The organism is Bacillus sp. bc15 (assembly GCF_900142585.1).
GTDB classification, from domain to species: domain Bacteria; phylum Bacillota; class Bacilli; order Bacillales; family Bacillaceae_G; genus Bacillus_A; species Bacillus_A cereus.
The window spans coordinates 208,145-224,420 of sequence record NZ_FRBJ01000003.1; the positions used below are offsets into that span (position 1 = coordinate 208,145).

Consider the following 16,276-nt stretch of genomic DNA (forward strand, 5'->3'; position numbering starts at 1 on the left):
TATATTTCCAAATAACTGTGTAAATATACATTTTGTTTTACGTTAAATAATATTACTTTGAACATAACCCAGTTTGTCTGAGAACGCGTATAGAAACGGAGGGATAGCAAAAACAAATAGCTTATAACAAATACTTTTAATATTCCATTTGTTCATGTGGAATAAGTCCCCAATGGACAAATGAATGTTCAGAGGAGGAAAAATGAAAAAACTTTTCAATGTATGTTTAATTGTATTCGTACTATTTTCGCAACTTGCTAGTTTTCCATACAATCAAGTAAAAGCGGAAACCTTAACAGGAGATTCCTTATTTGAAACTGTTGAAATGAAAGATGCAACGAATCATATTATTGACGAAGCATTAAATCCTAAAAACTTAATAAATGCAGGATCAATCATTCACCTAGAATATGCTTGGTCAATAAAAGATCATCAAATTGCACAAGAAAAAGATGCAACAGTTCTTCAAATACCTAACGCATTAAAAGTAAAAAATGACCAACAAGGAAACTTGATGGCAGATCAACAAATTATTGGTCAATATTTTGTTACGGCAAACGATAACAAAATGAAAATAGTCTTTAACGATTCAGTAAAAGATTCAAAAGGTGTTAAGGGAAAAATTAAATTTGACACTGTATTCAATCCAGATTTAAAACCTGGCATAAAAGCCGTCCCACTCACTTTCCCTCTAGGTACAGTAGCTAAGACTATCTCAGTTCCTGTTCAAGTAGATAACCCTACTTCACCTACTATTAATAGTGATGATGCTAAGCAGACTACCGAAGAGCAAAAGAACGGTGACGCACAGCAACCTACTGAACAGCCAAAAGATGGTGAAACACAGCAGAAACCTGCGGAACAACCAAAAGACGGGAATCCTCAGCAGCCTGCGAAAAAGTCAAAAGATGGTGAGACACAGCAGAAACCTGCGGAACAACCAAAAGACGGGAACACTCAGCAACCTGCGGAACAACCAAAAGACGGGAACACTCAGCAACCTGCGGAACAGCCGAAAGATGGGAATCCTCAGCAGCCTATGGAACAGCCAAAAGATGGCGGGACACAGCAACCTACTGAGAACCCTGGTGATAACACAACAGGGCAACCTGTTGAAAATCCAGACCCATCACCTAAGCAAATTAAAGAAAATATTTTAACAAGCGTAAAATTAACAGATAAAGACGGAAAACCATTTAATGATACAGATAATCGTCCAAATCCTGATTCTGCTGCCAATATCGATTTTACATGGGAAGTTTTAGAATCATTAAAAGTAAAAAAGGGAGATTACTATATTTTCCAACTTCCGGAATATTTTATCGTCCACAACACCATTACACAGCCTTTAGTTGATGGAACAGGACATGAAATTGGGACGTTCGTTGTTGACTTAAACGGAAAAGTAACTATGACTTTTAACGAGTACGTTGAAGACAACCCTAATATAGATGGTCATTTAAAAGTTGGTACCGAATTTAATAAAACAAAAATTAAAGGGACTACGGAACAAAAAATTCCTTTCCCAATTAAAGAACAAGACGTTATTATCGAGCTTGATTTCAAACCTAATGTAAAGAAATCTATGAATAAAAAAGGTATACCTGATAGACCGATTAATACGAATCAAATTAATTGGACAGTCGAAATGAACAAAACAAAAGACATTCTTACAAACGCTGTCTTCCAAGACAATATTCCAAATGGAGCCAGTCTCAGTGAAGATTCTATTAAGGTTTATGAGTTAGAAGTAGATATTAACGGGAAGACAACTCGTGGAGCCGAAGTTAGTAAAGAAGAATATACACTCACTTCATCTTCCGATAAATTAAATATCGCTTTTAAAAATGAAACGAAAAAAGCATATCAAATTGAATATGCGACAAAAATTACTGACGAAAGTGTTACTAGTTTCAAAAATGAAGCAAAAGTATCCAGCAAGAATCAAGGAGATGTATCCGCAAATGCAACTGTAACTGTTTCACGCGGTACACATCTAGAGAAAACTAGTAAATATAATCCAAAAACACAGACAATTGAATGGACAATTACTTTCAACGGTGACCAGAGAGATATTAAACAATCTGATGCGCTTTTAAAAGACATCTTGGACAAATCTCATAAAGTTGATGCAAGTTCTATCGTGGTTAAAAATGCTTCTTATGATAATAACGGAAAACTTGTTACAGGTGACAACGCCACAAACTTTACTGTAAAAGAAACCGATGAGGGATTTGATTTACAATTTAATGAAGATATTAATAGTGCCTATGTGATTACTTATACATCGAAAGCCAAGAATGATGTTATACAAGATGGCGAAATCGAAAATACAATTATTGCAGATGGAAAATGGAGTAAAACAAACAAAGTTACATTACAACAACAAAACATCATAAAGAAACATAATAAAAATGCAAACGATACAGATTACAATAAGAAAACAACGAAATGGACAATTATTGTAAATGATAACAATTACGTGTTAAATGATGCTGTTATCACTGATACGTTTGACTATAGTGGACTTACATTACAAAAAGATAGTTTCAAAATTACTGATGGATCAACTGAACTGAAATTAGACTCTGATTACACACTTGATGTAACAGCTGACGGATTCAAAGTAACACTAGCTGGTATTTATAAGTCTAATATGGATAAAACTTTAACCATCACGTACACAACAGACTTTAATTACGAGACTCTATCTAAAAAGGATGATAATAAATCATTCAAAAATACAGCTGAGTTATCATGGAAAGATATAAATGGGAACGATAAAAATAGTAAATCTCATGATAGATTCAATCCTGACGGCTATACAAAAGGAAACGGATTTAAATACGGTTCTTACAATGCCCAAACGAAAGAAATCAAATGGGACATAGGGTTTAACTATAATAACAGGACTATTAAAGACCCTTCTATCGTTGACGTACTAGAAAACAATCAAAAACTTATACCAGACTCCATTGAGATTCATCATATGGAATTAACTGGTGGTGCAGACGGTTATAAATTAGGGGCACTTGTTTCCCCTGACGAATATACGGTAGAAAATGCAACGAAAGATAATAAAAATACATTAACGATTCATTTTAAAAATGAAATTAAAACAGCGTACCATATCAGCTTTAAAACTTCACTTGCAGGTGAAGAAATTAATAAGCGCTATGATAATTACGCCAAATTAAAAGATGGATCGGAAACTATCGCCAATATTCATGGTGCATTCGAGATCAAAAATGGTGGTAGCGGCGTTACGAAAAAAGCAAAACAAAATGACAAGTACATTGATTGGAGCGTTTCTATTAATGCAAGTCAATCAACGATTGAAAATGCTGTCGTAACAGACGATCCGACAGACAATCAAATTCTCGATGAAAAGTCATTCCACCTATATGGGACAACAGTAGCCGTGGATGGCACTTTAACGAAAGATACAACAAACGAATTAAAAGAAGGAAAAGACTATAAACTCAAAATAACAACAGACAACAATACGGGAAAACAACAATTTACAATTGAATTTCTTCATACTATTAATCGAGCTTATATTTTAGAATACCGTTCACTCATTAATGCAGACAATAATGAAAAGGTAAGCAATAAAGCGAAGATTACTGGTAATAGTTTGAAATTAACAGAAACTGAAAAAATTGAAGAAATAGTAGTTAAAGTATCTTCTGGATCTGGAGGCGGTTCTGCTACTAAGGGACGCGGAAACCTTCAAATTAAAAAAGTAGATAATGCAGATCCAAATAAAATTTTATCTGGCGTAATATTTACTTTATTCGATCGCACAGGTACAACTGCTATTCGAACAATTACAACAGACGAAAATGGTATCGCTCAGTTTAACAACTTAAAACGCGACGAATATCTGCTCAGAGAAATGAAAACTCTTGATGGCTATGTCATTAGTAAAGAATTAAAAGCAGGTAAACTTGTTAAGCTTGGTGCAGAAGAAACTACAACATATACTCTTAAAAACGAGAAATTTGTTGGAAAAGTAGTACTTACAAAGACTGATGCTCATAACAAAGAAAAGCTTAAAAATGCAGTTTTCTCTCTGCTTGATCAAAACCATAATGTCATTCCTGAACATAAAGAATTAATAACAAATGATAAAGGACAAATTACTGTAGATAATTTAAAACCAGGAACTTACTACTTAAAAGAAATAAAGGCTCCTGAACATTATCAATTAGATGATCGACTTATTGAATTTACAATCGAGGAAGATCAAACAACAGTAATTAATAAAGAGGCCCAAAACAACTTGATTAGAGGCTCAGTTATCCTAACAAAAGTTGATAAAGAGGGTAATACTTTAGAAGGTGCAGTATTTAGTGTACGGGACCGAAATAACAAAAGAATTCCTGGTTATACCAAATTAACGACAAATGGTAACGGACAAATCGAAGCGAAAAATTTACTTCCTGGAGAGTACCAATTTGTTGAAGAGAAAGCTCCTGAACATTATGAAATAGATAAAAAACCACTTAAATTTACAATTGAAAAGAGCCAACAGAAAGCACTTACTGTTACAGCGACAAATCACCTCATTAAAGGTGGTGTCACTTTAACGAAAGTCGATGATGTCGATGGCACTGCCCTTGAAGGTGCTGTATTTAAAATTGTCGATGCGAATGACGAGAAACAAGTAATTCGTGAAAATATAAAAACAGGTTCAGATGGAAAAGTTACCGTTAAAGATTTAGAGCCTGGTGCTTATAAATTTATCGAAACAGAAGCTCCTAAGGATTATACGTTAAGTACAAACCCTATCGAGTTTACAATTGATAAAAGCCAACAAGCTCTTGCTACTGTTACGGCAAATAACAGCTTAAAAACGGGCGAGGTTGAATTATTAAAAGTTGATGAGTTTGGTGAGAAAAAACCACTAGAAGGTGCTGTATTCAAACTTGTCGATACAAATAATAATGACGTTTCCCCTCACACTAACTTAACTACTGATAAACACGGTAAAGTTAAAGTTAGTAACCTACGTCCTGGTACGTATAAATTTATTGAAATAGCTGCTCCTGAACATTACGTTTTACGAGCAGAACCTATTGAATTTACAATCGATAGAAGTCAGAAAGAAACTCTACTTGTGAAAGCTGAAAATGCTTTAAAACCAGGAGATGTTGAATTAACAAAAGTTGATGATATCGATGGTACAGCTCTTGAAGGTGCTGTATTTAAAATTGTTGATGCAAATGATGAAAAGAAAGTTATTCGCGAAAATGTAAAAACTGGTGCGGATGGTAAAGCTATCGCTACTGGCTTACGCCCTGGCGATTATAAATTTATCGAAGTAACAGCACCGAAGTATTACGACAAAAATACAAAACCAATTAAATTTACGATTACAGAAAGTCAAACAACTCAGGCTACTGTTACCGCTAAAAACAGCTTAACAAAAGGCGGTATTGAGTTAACAAAAGTGAATGCTGCAGATGAAAAGGAAACACTTGAAGGTGCAGTATTTAAAATCGTTAATAGAGATACTAATGAAGATGTTCGTACGGACCTTGTTACGAATAGTAAAGGAATGCTAGTTGTAGATGACTTACGTCCTGGTAACTATAAGCTTATCGAAACAAAGGCTCCAACTTATTACGATGTAAATGTAGAACCAATTGAATTTACAATCGAAAAAGGACAACAAAAACTCCTTCCACTTACATTTAAAAATAGTTTAACGAAAGGAAAAGTTAAACTTATTAAAGAAGATGATGTGGAAAGTAGTAAAGCTCTTGCCGGCGCTGTATTCACATTGCAAGATGCAACTGGCAAAGAAATTATGAAAGATTTAACAACAGATGATTACGGAGTATTAGTTATTCCTGATTTAGCACCAGGGGATTATCAATTTATCGAAACAAAAGCCCCTGAACATTATAAATTAGACAAAACACCTATTAAGTTCACAATTAAAAAAGGTAGTAAGGAAGATCTTCCTATCCCTGTTACTGTAAAAAATAGTTTACTTACAGGTGGCGTCACTTTAACAAAAGTTGATGATGTTGATGGCACTACTCTTGAAGGTGCAGAATTTATAATCGTTGACGCTCATGATACTAAAAAGGTAATTCGCAAAGGTTTAACAACTGATAAAAACGGTAAAATTTCTGCTTCTGATTTACGTCCTGGAGACTATCAATTTATTGAAGTAAAAGCTCCAAAAGACTATACCTTAAGCAAAGACCCTATTCCATTCACTATCGAAAAAAGTCAAAAAGAGAATATTACTGTTACTGCTACTAACAGTTTAAAGAAAGGTGCAGTAACATTAACAAAAATTGATGACATCGATCGTACGATGCTCGAAGGTGCAATCTTTAAGATTGTGGATATGAATGGTAAGGAAGTTCATACGAATCTTGTTACAGATAAAAACGGTAAAATTTCTGTTTCTGATTTACGCCCTGGAGACTATCAGTTCATTGAAACAAAAGCTCCTGAGCACTATGTATTAGATGAAACAACGATTCCATTTACAATTGAAAGAAGTCAAACGAAAGAGATCAATGTTACAGGCAAAAATGCTTTGAAAAACGGTAGCGTTGAACTAACAAAGATTGACGATATTGATATAACTACAAAACTTGCTAACGCCGTATTTAATTTATTAGATGCAGACGGAGAGCTAGTTAAAGAAGGCTTAAAAACAAATGATGAAGGTAAAATTGTTGTTGAAAACCTACGTCCTGGTACGTATCAATTCGTTGAAACAATTGCTCCTGAACATTACGATTTAGATAAAAAACCTATCGTATTTACAATTAAAAAGAGCCAAACTGAAACTCTTCATATCACTGCTACAAATGCTTTAACAAAGGGTGCAGTTAAACTTTCTAAAGTAGACGATGTTGATGGCACTGTTCTTAAAGATGCAGTATTTAAAATTGTTAATATGAACGGTGATGTAGTTCATAAAGACCTTGTTACAAATGAACAAGGAATAATCGAAATTAATGACCTACGTCCTGGTGATTACCAATTTATCGAAACGAAAGCTCCTAAGCATTACGTTTTAGATGAAACACCAATCAAATTCACTATTGAAAAAGGACAGAAGAGAGCTATTTCTTTAACTGCTACAAATAGCTTAAAACAAGGTAGTATCGAATTACTTAAAGTTGATGATTTAAACACTCAAACAAAACTTGCTGATGCGGTATTTAATTTACTGGATCAAGATGGCAAAGTACTTAAAACAGATTTAAAAACAAACAGTGAAGGTAAAATCGTTATCGAAAACTTACGTCCTGGTACGTATCAATTCGTTGAAATAACGGCTCCTGAACACTATGATTTAGACAAAAAACCAATTATATTTACAATTGAAAAAAGCCAAAAAGATATTGCTACCGTTACTATGAAAAATAGTTTAACAAAAGGCGGCGTGGAACTTTCTAAAGTGGATGACGTCGATGGCACTACTCTTGAAGGCGCAGTATTTAAAATTGTGGATATGAATGGTACTTTAATTCGCAAAAATCTTGTTACGAATCAACAAGGTAAAATTAGCGTTTCTGACCTACGTCCTGGTGATTATCAATTCATCGAGACAACGGCTCCGAAACACTACGATTTAAACAAAGAGCCAATTCCATTCACAATTACAAAGAGCCAAGCTGATCCTATCTCCGTTACAGCTACAAATAGCTTAACGAAAGGCGCTGTGGAACTTTCTAAAGTGGATGATGTAGATGGTACTGCTCTTAAAGATGCGGTATTTAAAATTACTGATCTGAATGGTAACGAGATTCGTACTGAGCTTACAACAGATGTACATGGAAAAATTTCTGTTTCTGATTTACGTCCTGGGGACTATCAGTTTGTTGAAACGAAAGCTCCTGAACACTATAAATTAGATAGTACACCTATTAAGTTTACAATTAAGAAAAGCCAAAAAGAAAAGCTCCAAGTTACTACTACAAATAGCTTAACTGAGGGTGCTGTAGAATTAATAAAAGTGGATGATATAAATCCAGATACAAAACTTTCTGATGCAGTGTTTAACATCATCGATGCGAAAGGTAAAATTGTTCGCACTGATTTAACTACTGATAAAGATGGTAAGATTACTGCTACGAACTTACGCCCAGGAGACTATCAATTCATTGAAACGAAAGCTCCTAAGCATTACGATTTAAATAAAACACCTATTAGCTTCACTATCGAAAGAAGTCAACTAACTCACGCTTCTGTTAATGCTAAGAATGGCCTAACAAAAGGTGGCGTGGAATTAACGAAAGTTGACTCTATAGATAAGAAAGAAATGCTAGAAGGTGCGGTATTTAAAATTACTGATCTGAACGGTAACGACATTCGTACGAATTTAGTTACCAATAAAGACGGAAAAATCATCGCTAAAGACTTACAACCAGGAGACTATCAATTTATTGAAACAAAAGCTCCTAAACATTACGACTTAAATGAAGAACCAATTAAGTTCACAATCGAAAGAAGTCAAACAAAGCATGTCTTCGTTACAGCTATTAATAGCTTAACGAAAGGTAGTGTTGAGTTAATTAAAGTTGATGATGCCAAGCAAAACACAACACTTGAAGGTGCAGTATTTAAAATTGTTAATAAGGATGGACACGATGTTCGTACCGATTTAACTACTGATAAAAACGGCCGTTTAGTTGTGGATGAATTACCGCCAGGAGACTATGAGTTTATCGAAACAAAAGCTCCTGAACACTATGACTTAAACAAAACACCTATTAAGTTCACAGTTAAAAAAGGCCAAGAAAAAATTGCCTCTGTTACTGCTACGAATAGCTTAACTAAAGGCGCAGTTGAATTAACTAAAGTTGATGACATCGATGGTACTACTCTTGAAGGAGCAATATTTAAAATTGTAGATATGGACGGCAAGGATGTTCGTTCTGATTTAACTACTGATAAAGATGGGAAGATTTCTGTTTCTGATTTACGTCCGGGAGATTATCAGTTTATTGAAACGAAAGCTCCTAAGCATTATGACTTAAACCAAAATCCTATCAAGTTTACTGTTGAAAAGAGCCAAACTGCTAAAGCTTCTGTTACTGCTACTAACAGCTTAACTAAAGGCGCAGTTGAATTAACTAAAGTTGATGACATCGATGGTACTACTCTTGCAGAGGCTATCTTTAAAATTGTAGATATGAACGGTAAGGATGTTCATTCTGATTTAACTACTGATAAAGATGGGAAGATTTCTGTTTCTGATTTACGTCCAGGAGATTATCAGTTCATTGAAACGAAAGCTCCAACTGGCTATGATTTAAACATTAAACCAATTCCTTTCACAATTACGAAAGGACAATCTCAGATTACCTCTGTTACAGCTTTAAATAGTTTAACAACAGGTTCAATTGAGTTAACTAAAGTTGATATTGATCACCATGGAACACTTGAAGGTGCCATTTTCAATATTTTAGACCAAGATGGAAAAATCATCCGAGAAGGTTTAAAAACAGACCAACACGGAAAAGTAATCGTAAATGATTTGAAACCTGGTAATTATCAATTAGTAGAAACACAGGCTCCTAAAGGCTATCAATTAGATGCATCACCAATAAACTTTACAATTGATAAAGCCCAAGCTACACCACTACAAATTACAGTTTCAAATAAAAAGATTGAATCTTCGTCAGGTGGAGATGACAAGCCAGTTACTCCTCCAAATAAAGAAGAAAACAAAGGCAATGAAACATCTGAGAAACACAAAAACGGAACTTCCGAAGAAACATCAAATGAAACAGATAACAAACAGCAAGATGATCGAAATACGGATAAACACCTTCCAAATACAGGTCATAAAGAAGACCCTACACAAACAGTAGGTATCGTCCTTCTACTAGCTGGATTATTAAGTATTTTAGCTACAAAACGCAAAAAACATTATTAATAATGTTTTTACATCCAATCAATCTCTCAATTGATTGGATGTTTTTTTATACAAAAAGGACGATACATAAAGTATCGTCCTTTTAACGGGGTGAGGCTGCCCAAAAGTACGGAAAACCTTTGAACAGCCTCTTATTTTCATATGGATGCCTTACATATATCACTGATAATAATTATGAAATGCGGAAACATAATTACCATCAACTGATTCAAACATGAGAAATGAAACCCTACAGTGGTTCCATTTCTCTACATAATCTAAAGTTTGGGTACACTAGATTCATGCAATGTAGGAGCTTTCAGAGTAGAAAGCGAACCTTCGTTTAAAATGATAGCATACATATCTTCCTCAAAAATATGCAAATATGCATATATTGTTTTTATTTCTCAATGTCAGAATATTGAAAAATAAAAGACGCGAAGGTAAAATAAAGTCATTATCCGTCTTCTTTTGTCAGTCACAGAGAATAGAAGAATAGGAGAGGAAAAAATGAGAAAATCATTGAAACAAAAAATAGTAAGCTCTTTGCTTGCTGTATCACTCGCTGTTAGCTTAGCTCCAATTGGGCAAGCAAAAGCGGATTCCACGTCAGAGGTTACACAAACTCCATCTATTACAAAACAGATTGATCCAAACCGCGCAATTGAACATGTTCGTTTCTTATCTGAAACAATTGGTCCTCGACCCGGTGGAACAAAATCCGAAGAATGGGCTTCTCGTTACATTGGTATGCAGCTTAAATCGATGGGCTATGAAGTAGAATATCAGCCATTTCAGGTGCCCGATCAGTACGTTGGATTCATTGAATCACCACTATCAATAAAACGTAATTGGCAAGCTGGTGCTGCTCCTAATTCACTAATTTCTACAGAAGCTGTTACAGCTCCCCTTATCTTTGTTCAAGGTGGGACAAAATTAGAAGATATTCCAAATGAAGTAAACGGTAAAATTGTTTTATTTGAAAGAGGAACGACAATTACAGACTATAATAAACAAGTTGAAAATGCTGTTAGCAAAGGTGCAAAAGGTGTTCTTTTATACAGTTTAATTGGCGGACGCGGAAATTATGGACAAACCTTCAATCCCCGCCTAACGAAAAAGCAATCTATCCCTGTCTTTGGTCTTGCTTATGCGCAAGGAAATGCATTTAAAGAAGAAATCGCTAAAAAAGGGACAACAATTCTTTCCCTAAAAGCGAGACATGAATCTAAATTAACATCTCTAAATGTTATCGCCAAAAAGAAACCAAAAAAGAGTACCGGTAATGAAAAAGCAGTCGTTGTAAGTTCGCACTATGATAGTGTTGTCGGAGCACCTGGCGCAAATGATAATGCTTCTGGAACTGGATTAGTATTAGAACTAGCTCGTGCTTTTCAAAATGTAGAAACTGATAAGGAAATTCGTTTTATTACCTTTGGTTCTGAAGAGACTGGCTTACTTGGCTCCGATTATTACGTTAATAGTCTATCCCAAAAAGAACGCAATCGAATTTTAGGTGTCTTTAACGCAGACATGGTTGCAACAAATTATGATAAAGCAAAGAATTTATACGCTATGACACCTGATGGCTCTACAAACTTTGTAACAGATGCTGCCTTGCAAGCAGGTAAACAACTAAATAATGACCTCGTCCTACAAGGTAAATTCGGTTCTAGTGATCATGTTCCATTTGCTGAAGCTGGTATTCCTGCTGCTCTATTTATTTGGATGGGTGTCGATAGTTGGAATCCATTAATCTATCATATTGAGAAGGTATACCATACACCTCAAGATAACGTATTAGAAAATATTTCACCTGAACGAATGAAAATGGCATTAGACGTTATCGGAACAGGGGTTTATAACTCGCTTCAAAAACCTGTTACTCAAATTGAACAGAAAGCTGCTTAATCAATAAAAGACCACTGATTTTTATCAGTGGTCTTTTATTGAGAAAAAATATATATGCATAAAAGCATATTTTATCCTACTCATTATCGTATACAATATTAACTGTAACAATATCGATTACAACTTATAAGGAGGCTTTTTCTATTATGAAAAAAATGATTTTAGCAGGTGCGTTAACTTTAGCAGGAATTACCGGCGCTACCGCGTTTATTCCTGAAACAAAAGTCGCTGCTGCCGCTCAAGAAAAAAGCTTTACAAAATTTTATTCTTTGCAAACTGGAGGTAGTTCTGAACAAGAACCTGTTTTCCTTCAAAAGGGACAAGAGTTAACAATTCAACCTAACAGCAAAACTCCTAGTTACAGTGTTTATGACTCAAATCATAACCTTATTGGACGTTATTCTGATGGTTACGGCCGAATTTTCACTGCAAAAACAGATGGAAATATGTACGTTCAATTTCATGCACCTTACGTTTACTATAGTCCTGTTAGTTTTTCTGTTACTTATACAATCCAATAAAATAAAGGGCCTTTCTCAAGGGCCCTTTATTTTGCTTCCCAATCCACTTTTACAAAACCATCTTTCACCATTAAACCACTTATATTAAATACATACTTTTCATTTGCTTTTAATGTAGCTTTAAAAGTACCTTTTTTCGATTCACAGATTTCTTTTAACTCTCTTATACCTTCTCCTTCTCCTTTCCTTTCATATAAGCTAAAGCATAAGTTACCATGTTTTGCATCTGTTTCATAAGAAAATGTTACTTCTGTATCTTTTGCATACTCAAGTTCAATACCTTTCCCAGCAATATCCCATGATGAGAATTTTGCCTCGTAACTTGTCTCCCCTTGCTTCTCATTTTCTAAATATATATCACCAGCTCTCCACATATCATCTAGCGTTTGAACAAAAGCAAAGCCGCTAAGTAATACAAACATCGCGCTTGCAAATATGACAACTAATGTTATCTTTTGTTTTTTCATAACCTTCATCTTATGTTCTCCTTCTATTTTCTTGTTACTTCTTCGTATCATATATAACAAAACTCCAATAAAAAATGGCAATACAATCGCTATAACACTCCACCACTGACTTATTCCACGCGTTTTCGCATCTGTATACACCCATGATGCTACACATACTAAAAGTGCTATAAAAGCCAAAAACATTGTAATCCCAGCTATCTCAAATACTACAAATGGATTAGCGAACTCTATCATGTAATTTATACTCCTTCTTTAAAAATGACTGTATGACAACGTATATAGGAATGTATAGGTGCATCATAATAACTATCGTTATAATGACAGATATTTTATGATCCAAATGACTAACAAACTGCTCTAGGGTGACTGTTAATACAATCATCCAAATAGCATGAATGAAAACAACCCATCTCTTTTCTAATTTCCGAGCATTTCGCACGCTCTGTTTCGTATGATTTATCAGCTCTTCGCTAGGAATCATCTCTCCCGCTAAACTGCTCTTTATTTTCTGTTCAAATTTATCTTCCTTCATGCACGAAACCCTCCAAATGTTCTCGCATTTTCTTTTTCGCATAATTGAGACGATACTTCACCGTACCAATCGGTATATTTAATATTTCACTCATTTCCTTGTAAGAATATTGTTCATAGTAATAGAGTACGAGTACCGTTTTATATTTTTCATTTAATAACTGTATTACTTCCCGTATCATTTCCGCTTCCACTTTTTGAATAAATTCTTCTGATATATTCACTTCATCTGCGAAATCTATTTCTCCACCATCTTCTTTATGAAACAAATCCAATATTCGGTCTTTCCACCTTTTTTTCTTACGATAAAAATCATAAAACGTACGAACACAAATTGTAGTGATCCACTTTTTATAATTATCCACATAAGAAAGTTGGTGCCTTGATGAAAAAACCTTTATCCACGTCTCTTGAAAAATATCTTCCGCATCTTCTTTCGTTTTCGCTAACTTATAGCATAAGGAATATATTTGCTGCTTATATATATCAATTAATTCTTCTACCTTTTCTTCCATCATAAGCCTCCTGTCATTTATATAAGACGACGCAAATTATCCTTTTGTTTGATAAAATTTTTTTTTTTTATTATCTCCATACAAAAAGGCAATCACAACATCGTGTGATTGCCTTTTACTGAAAGCGAAAAATCGGCTCCGCTTTGCTAGAATACTCGGTGGCTTCGCGCCTTCCTCCGAGGCAAAGTACGCCTCTCTGTCAGGAGCTCCATCCCCCCCTATTCTAAACGAGCCGCTTTCGCTTTTCTTAATTACATTTTTTCTGGTGCAGATACTCCTACGATTGCTAATGCATTTTGAAGTGTAGTGCGTACTGCTTTCATTAACTCGTAACGAGCTTTACTTAATTCTAAGTTATCTTGGTTCAATACTTTTTCTGCATTGTAGAAGCTGTGTAATGCTGCTGCTAATTCAAATGCATAGCTTGTAATGCGGTGTGGCAGACGTTTTTGTGCTGCATCCGCAACTACAGCTGGGAATTCACCAAGTTTTTTCAGTAACTCTACTTCTTTCTCAGAAGTAACAAGTTTGTAATTCACGTCTCCATCTGCAGCTAATCCTAACTCTTCACCTTGACGAAGGATACTGCATACACGAGCATGAGCATATTGTGCATAGTATACTGGGTTTTCATTAGATTTTGATACAGCTAAGTCCATATCGAAGTCTAAATGAGAATCACCGCTACGCATCGCGAAGAAGTATCTCATTGCGTCCACGCCTACTTCTTCCATAAGCTCACGAAGTGTAACTGCTTTACCTGTACGCTTACTCATTTTCATTTTTTCACCATTTTGGTACAGTTGTACCATTTGGATGATTTCTACTTCAAGTGTTTCTTTATCGTAACCTAGCGCTTGAATAGCAGCTTTCATACGAGGAATGTAACCGTGGTGGTCAGCACCCCAAATGTTGATTAACTTATCGAAACCACGCTCTAATTTATCACGGTGATAAGCGATATCTGGCGTTAAGTATGTGTAAGAACCGTCATTTTTAATTAATACACGGTTTTTGTCGTCACCGTAAGTCATTGAACGGAACCAAGTTGCTCCGCCTTCTTCAAAGATTTCATCACGCTCTTTTAATACAGCAAGTGCAGCATCAATTTTTCCGTTTTTGTATAATGATGTTTCTGAGAACCATACATCAAATTTAACACGGAAGCTCTCTAAGTCTTTTTGAAGTTTTGCTAACTCATATTTCAAACCATATTCACGGTAAAATTCATAGCTTTCTTTTTCATCAGCTTTTGCGTAACGATCACCAAACTCTTCAGCTAAACGTTTACCGATTCCAATGATATCCGCACCATGGTAACCGTCTTCTGGCATTTCTTTCTCTAAACCTAAAGCTTGCATGTAACGAGCTTCAACAGAAAGAGCTAAGTTATGAATTTGGTTACCAGCATCATTAATATAGTACTCACGAGATACATCGTATCCTGCTTTTGCTAATACGTTACATAAAGTGTCACCTACTGCCGCACCACGTGCATGTCCTAAGTGAAGGTCACCTGTTGGATTCGCAGATACGAACTCAACTTGTACTTTTTCACCTTTACCAGTGTTCGTTTCACCGTAAGCTTCACCAGCGTTTACGATTGTTGGAATTAAATCTGTTAAGTAGCTATTATCCATATAGAAGTTAATAAAACCAGGACCAGCGATTTCGATTTTTTCAATAGAAGCTTTTGCTTTATCGAAGTTTGCAACTAGTTCTTCTGCAATCATACGAGGTGCTTTTTTCGCAACGCGTGCAAGTTGCATTGCCATATTTGTAGAGAAGTCACCATTTGTTTTATCTTTTGGAGATTCTAATACAACGTTTGGAATCTGTTCTTCTGTCGCTAATTCTGCCTTTAATACAGCAGCTTGAATTTCTTCTTTAATCAATCCTTTTACCTGTTCTAAGGAATTCATTATTTTGCCTCCTTCAAATTAATTGTAATTGTATATCTGCCAGCTTCTTGTTCACTTAGAAGCAATGCGTACGTTAAGAAGAGTTGTCCTTTTTTCTTTTCATCCGACCATTTAAAAAGAACGTTATCAGTTTTCGTTTGCAGTGCAAACGTACCAAGTTCACTCGTATACGTACCCGTTGTCCATTCACCTTTCACATGCGTCTGACGCATAGAAATAGCACCTGAACGCATAATGAGAACTTGTTCATCTTGAATTTTAATAATTGTTTTCACTTCGCCTTGTTCGTTCGGCTCCTGGAATGTTACATATGTACCTTGACCTTTTACATAGTATTGACCATTTGCTTCAAAAGCAACGGTTTCCTTCCTCGCCCCTTCACGGATTTCTGTTACGAAATGAACGTGTACCGGCAAGCCTGCAAGTTGTTTCTTCACGTCTTGCACACCTTTCAAATGTTATAGATATTAAATACTACTTATAATAAATCACTTTTCCTATCATATCA

Annotated in this window: 8 protein-coding genes; 3 read left to right on the forward strand and 5 right to left on the reverse strand. The window is 35.1% G+C overall.

The window, feature by feature from the left end:
* The first annotated feature begins 202 nt into the window (after positions 1 to 202).
* The 3 genes from BUA87_RS14825 (at position 203) to BUA87_RS14835 (ending at position 12,330) form a co-directional block, all read left to right on the forward strand.
* Positions 203 to 9,919, forward strand: a complete 9,717-nt coding sequence (locus tag BUA87_RS14825; protein ID WP_072940121.1) for a SpaA isopeptide-forming pilin-related protein — start codon at positions 203 to 205, stop codon at positions 9,917 to 9,919.
* Between the two features lie 489 nt (positions 9,920 to 10,408).
* Positions 10,409 to 11,809, forward strand: a complete 1,401-nt coding sequence (locus BUA87_RS14830; RefSeq protein ID WP_072940124.1) for a M28 family metallopeptidase — start codon at positions 10,409 to 10,411, stop codon at positions 11,807 to 11,809.
* A gap of 146 nt (positions 11,810 to 11,955) precedes the next feature.
* Positions 11,956 to 12,330, forward strand: coding sequence for a hypothetical protein (locus BUA87_RS14835; RefSeq protein WP_072940127.1), 375 nt, complete (start codon positions 11,956 to 11,958; stop codon positions 12,328 to 12,330).
* 26 nt (positions 12,331 to 12,356) lie between these two features.
* Here BUA87_RS14835 and BUA87_RS14840 read toward each other — a convergent pair whose 3' ends face one another.
* The 5 genes from BUA87_RS14840 to BUA87_RS14860 form a co-directional block, all read right to left on the reverse strand.
* Positions 12,357 to 13,034, reverse strand: a complete 678-nt coding sequence (locus BUA87_RS14840; RefSeq protein WP_065229610.1) for an ABA4-like family protein — start codon at positions 13,032 to 13,034, stop codon at positions 12,357 to 12,359.
* A complete protein-coding gene (locus BUA87_RS14845) occupies positions 13,018 to 13,332 on the reverse strand; it encodes a hypothetical protein (RefSeq protein ID WP_000656690.1) in 315 nt (104 codons plus the stop codon). The genes BUA87_RS14840 and BUA87_RS14845 overlap by 17 nt, the downstream gene beginning before the upstream one ends.
* Positions 13,319 to 13,846, reverse strand: a complete 528-nt coding sequence (locus tag BUA87_RS14850) for an RNA polymerase sigma factor (protein ID WP_000391649.1) — start codon at positions 13,844 to 13,846, stop codon at positions 13,319 to 13,321. Before BUA87_RS14850 ends, BUA87_RS14845 begins: the two co-directional genes overlap by 14 nt.
* A gap of 251 nt (positions 13,847 to 14,097) precedes the next feature.
* Positions 14,098 to 15,768 (reverse strand): arginine--tRNA ligase, encoded by a 1,671-nt coding sequence (gene argS / locus BUA87_RS14855; RefSeq protein WP_001086464.1) that lies wholly within the window; start codon positions 15,766 to 15,768, stop codon positions 14,098 to 14,100.
* A complete protein-coding gene (locus tag BUA87_RS14860) occupies positions 15,768 to 16,205 on the reverse strand; it encodes a YwiB family protein (protein ID WP_000744343.1) in 438 nt (145 codons plus the stop codon). The genes argS and BUA87_RS14860 overlap by 1 nt, the downstream gene beginning before the upstream one ends.
* Positions 16,206 to 16,276 lie beyond the last annotated feature (71 nt).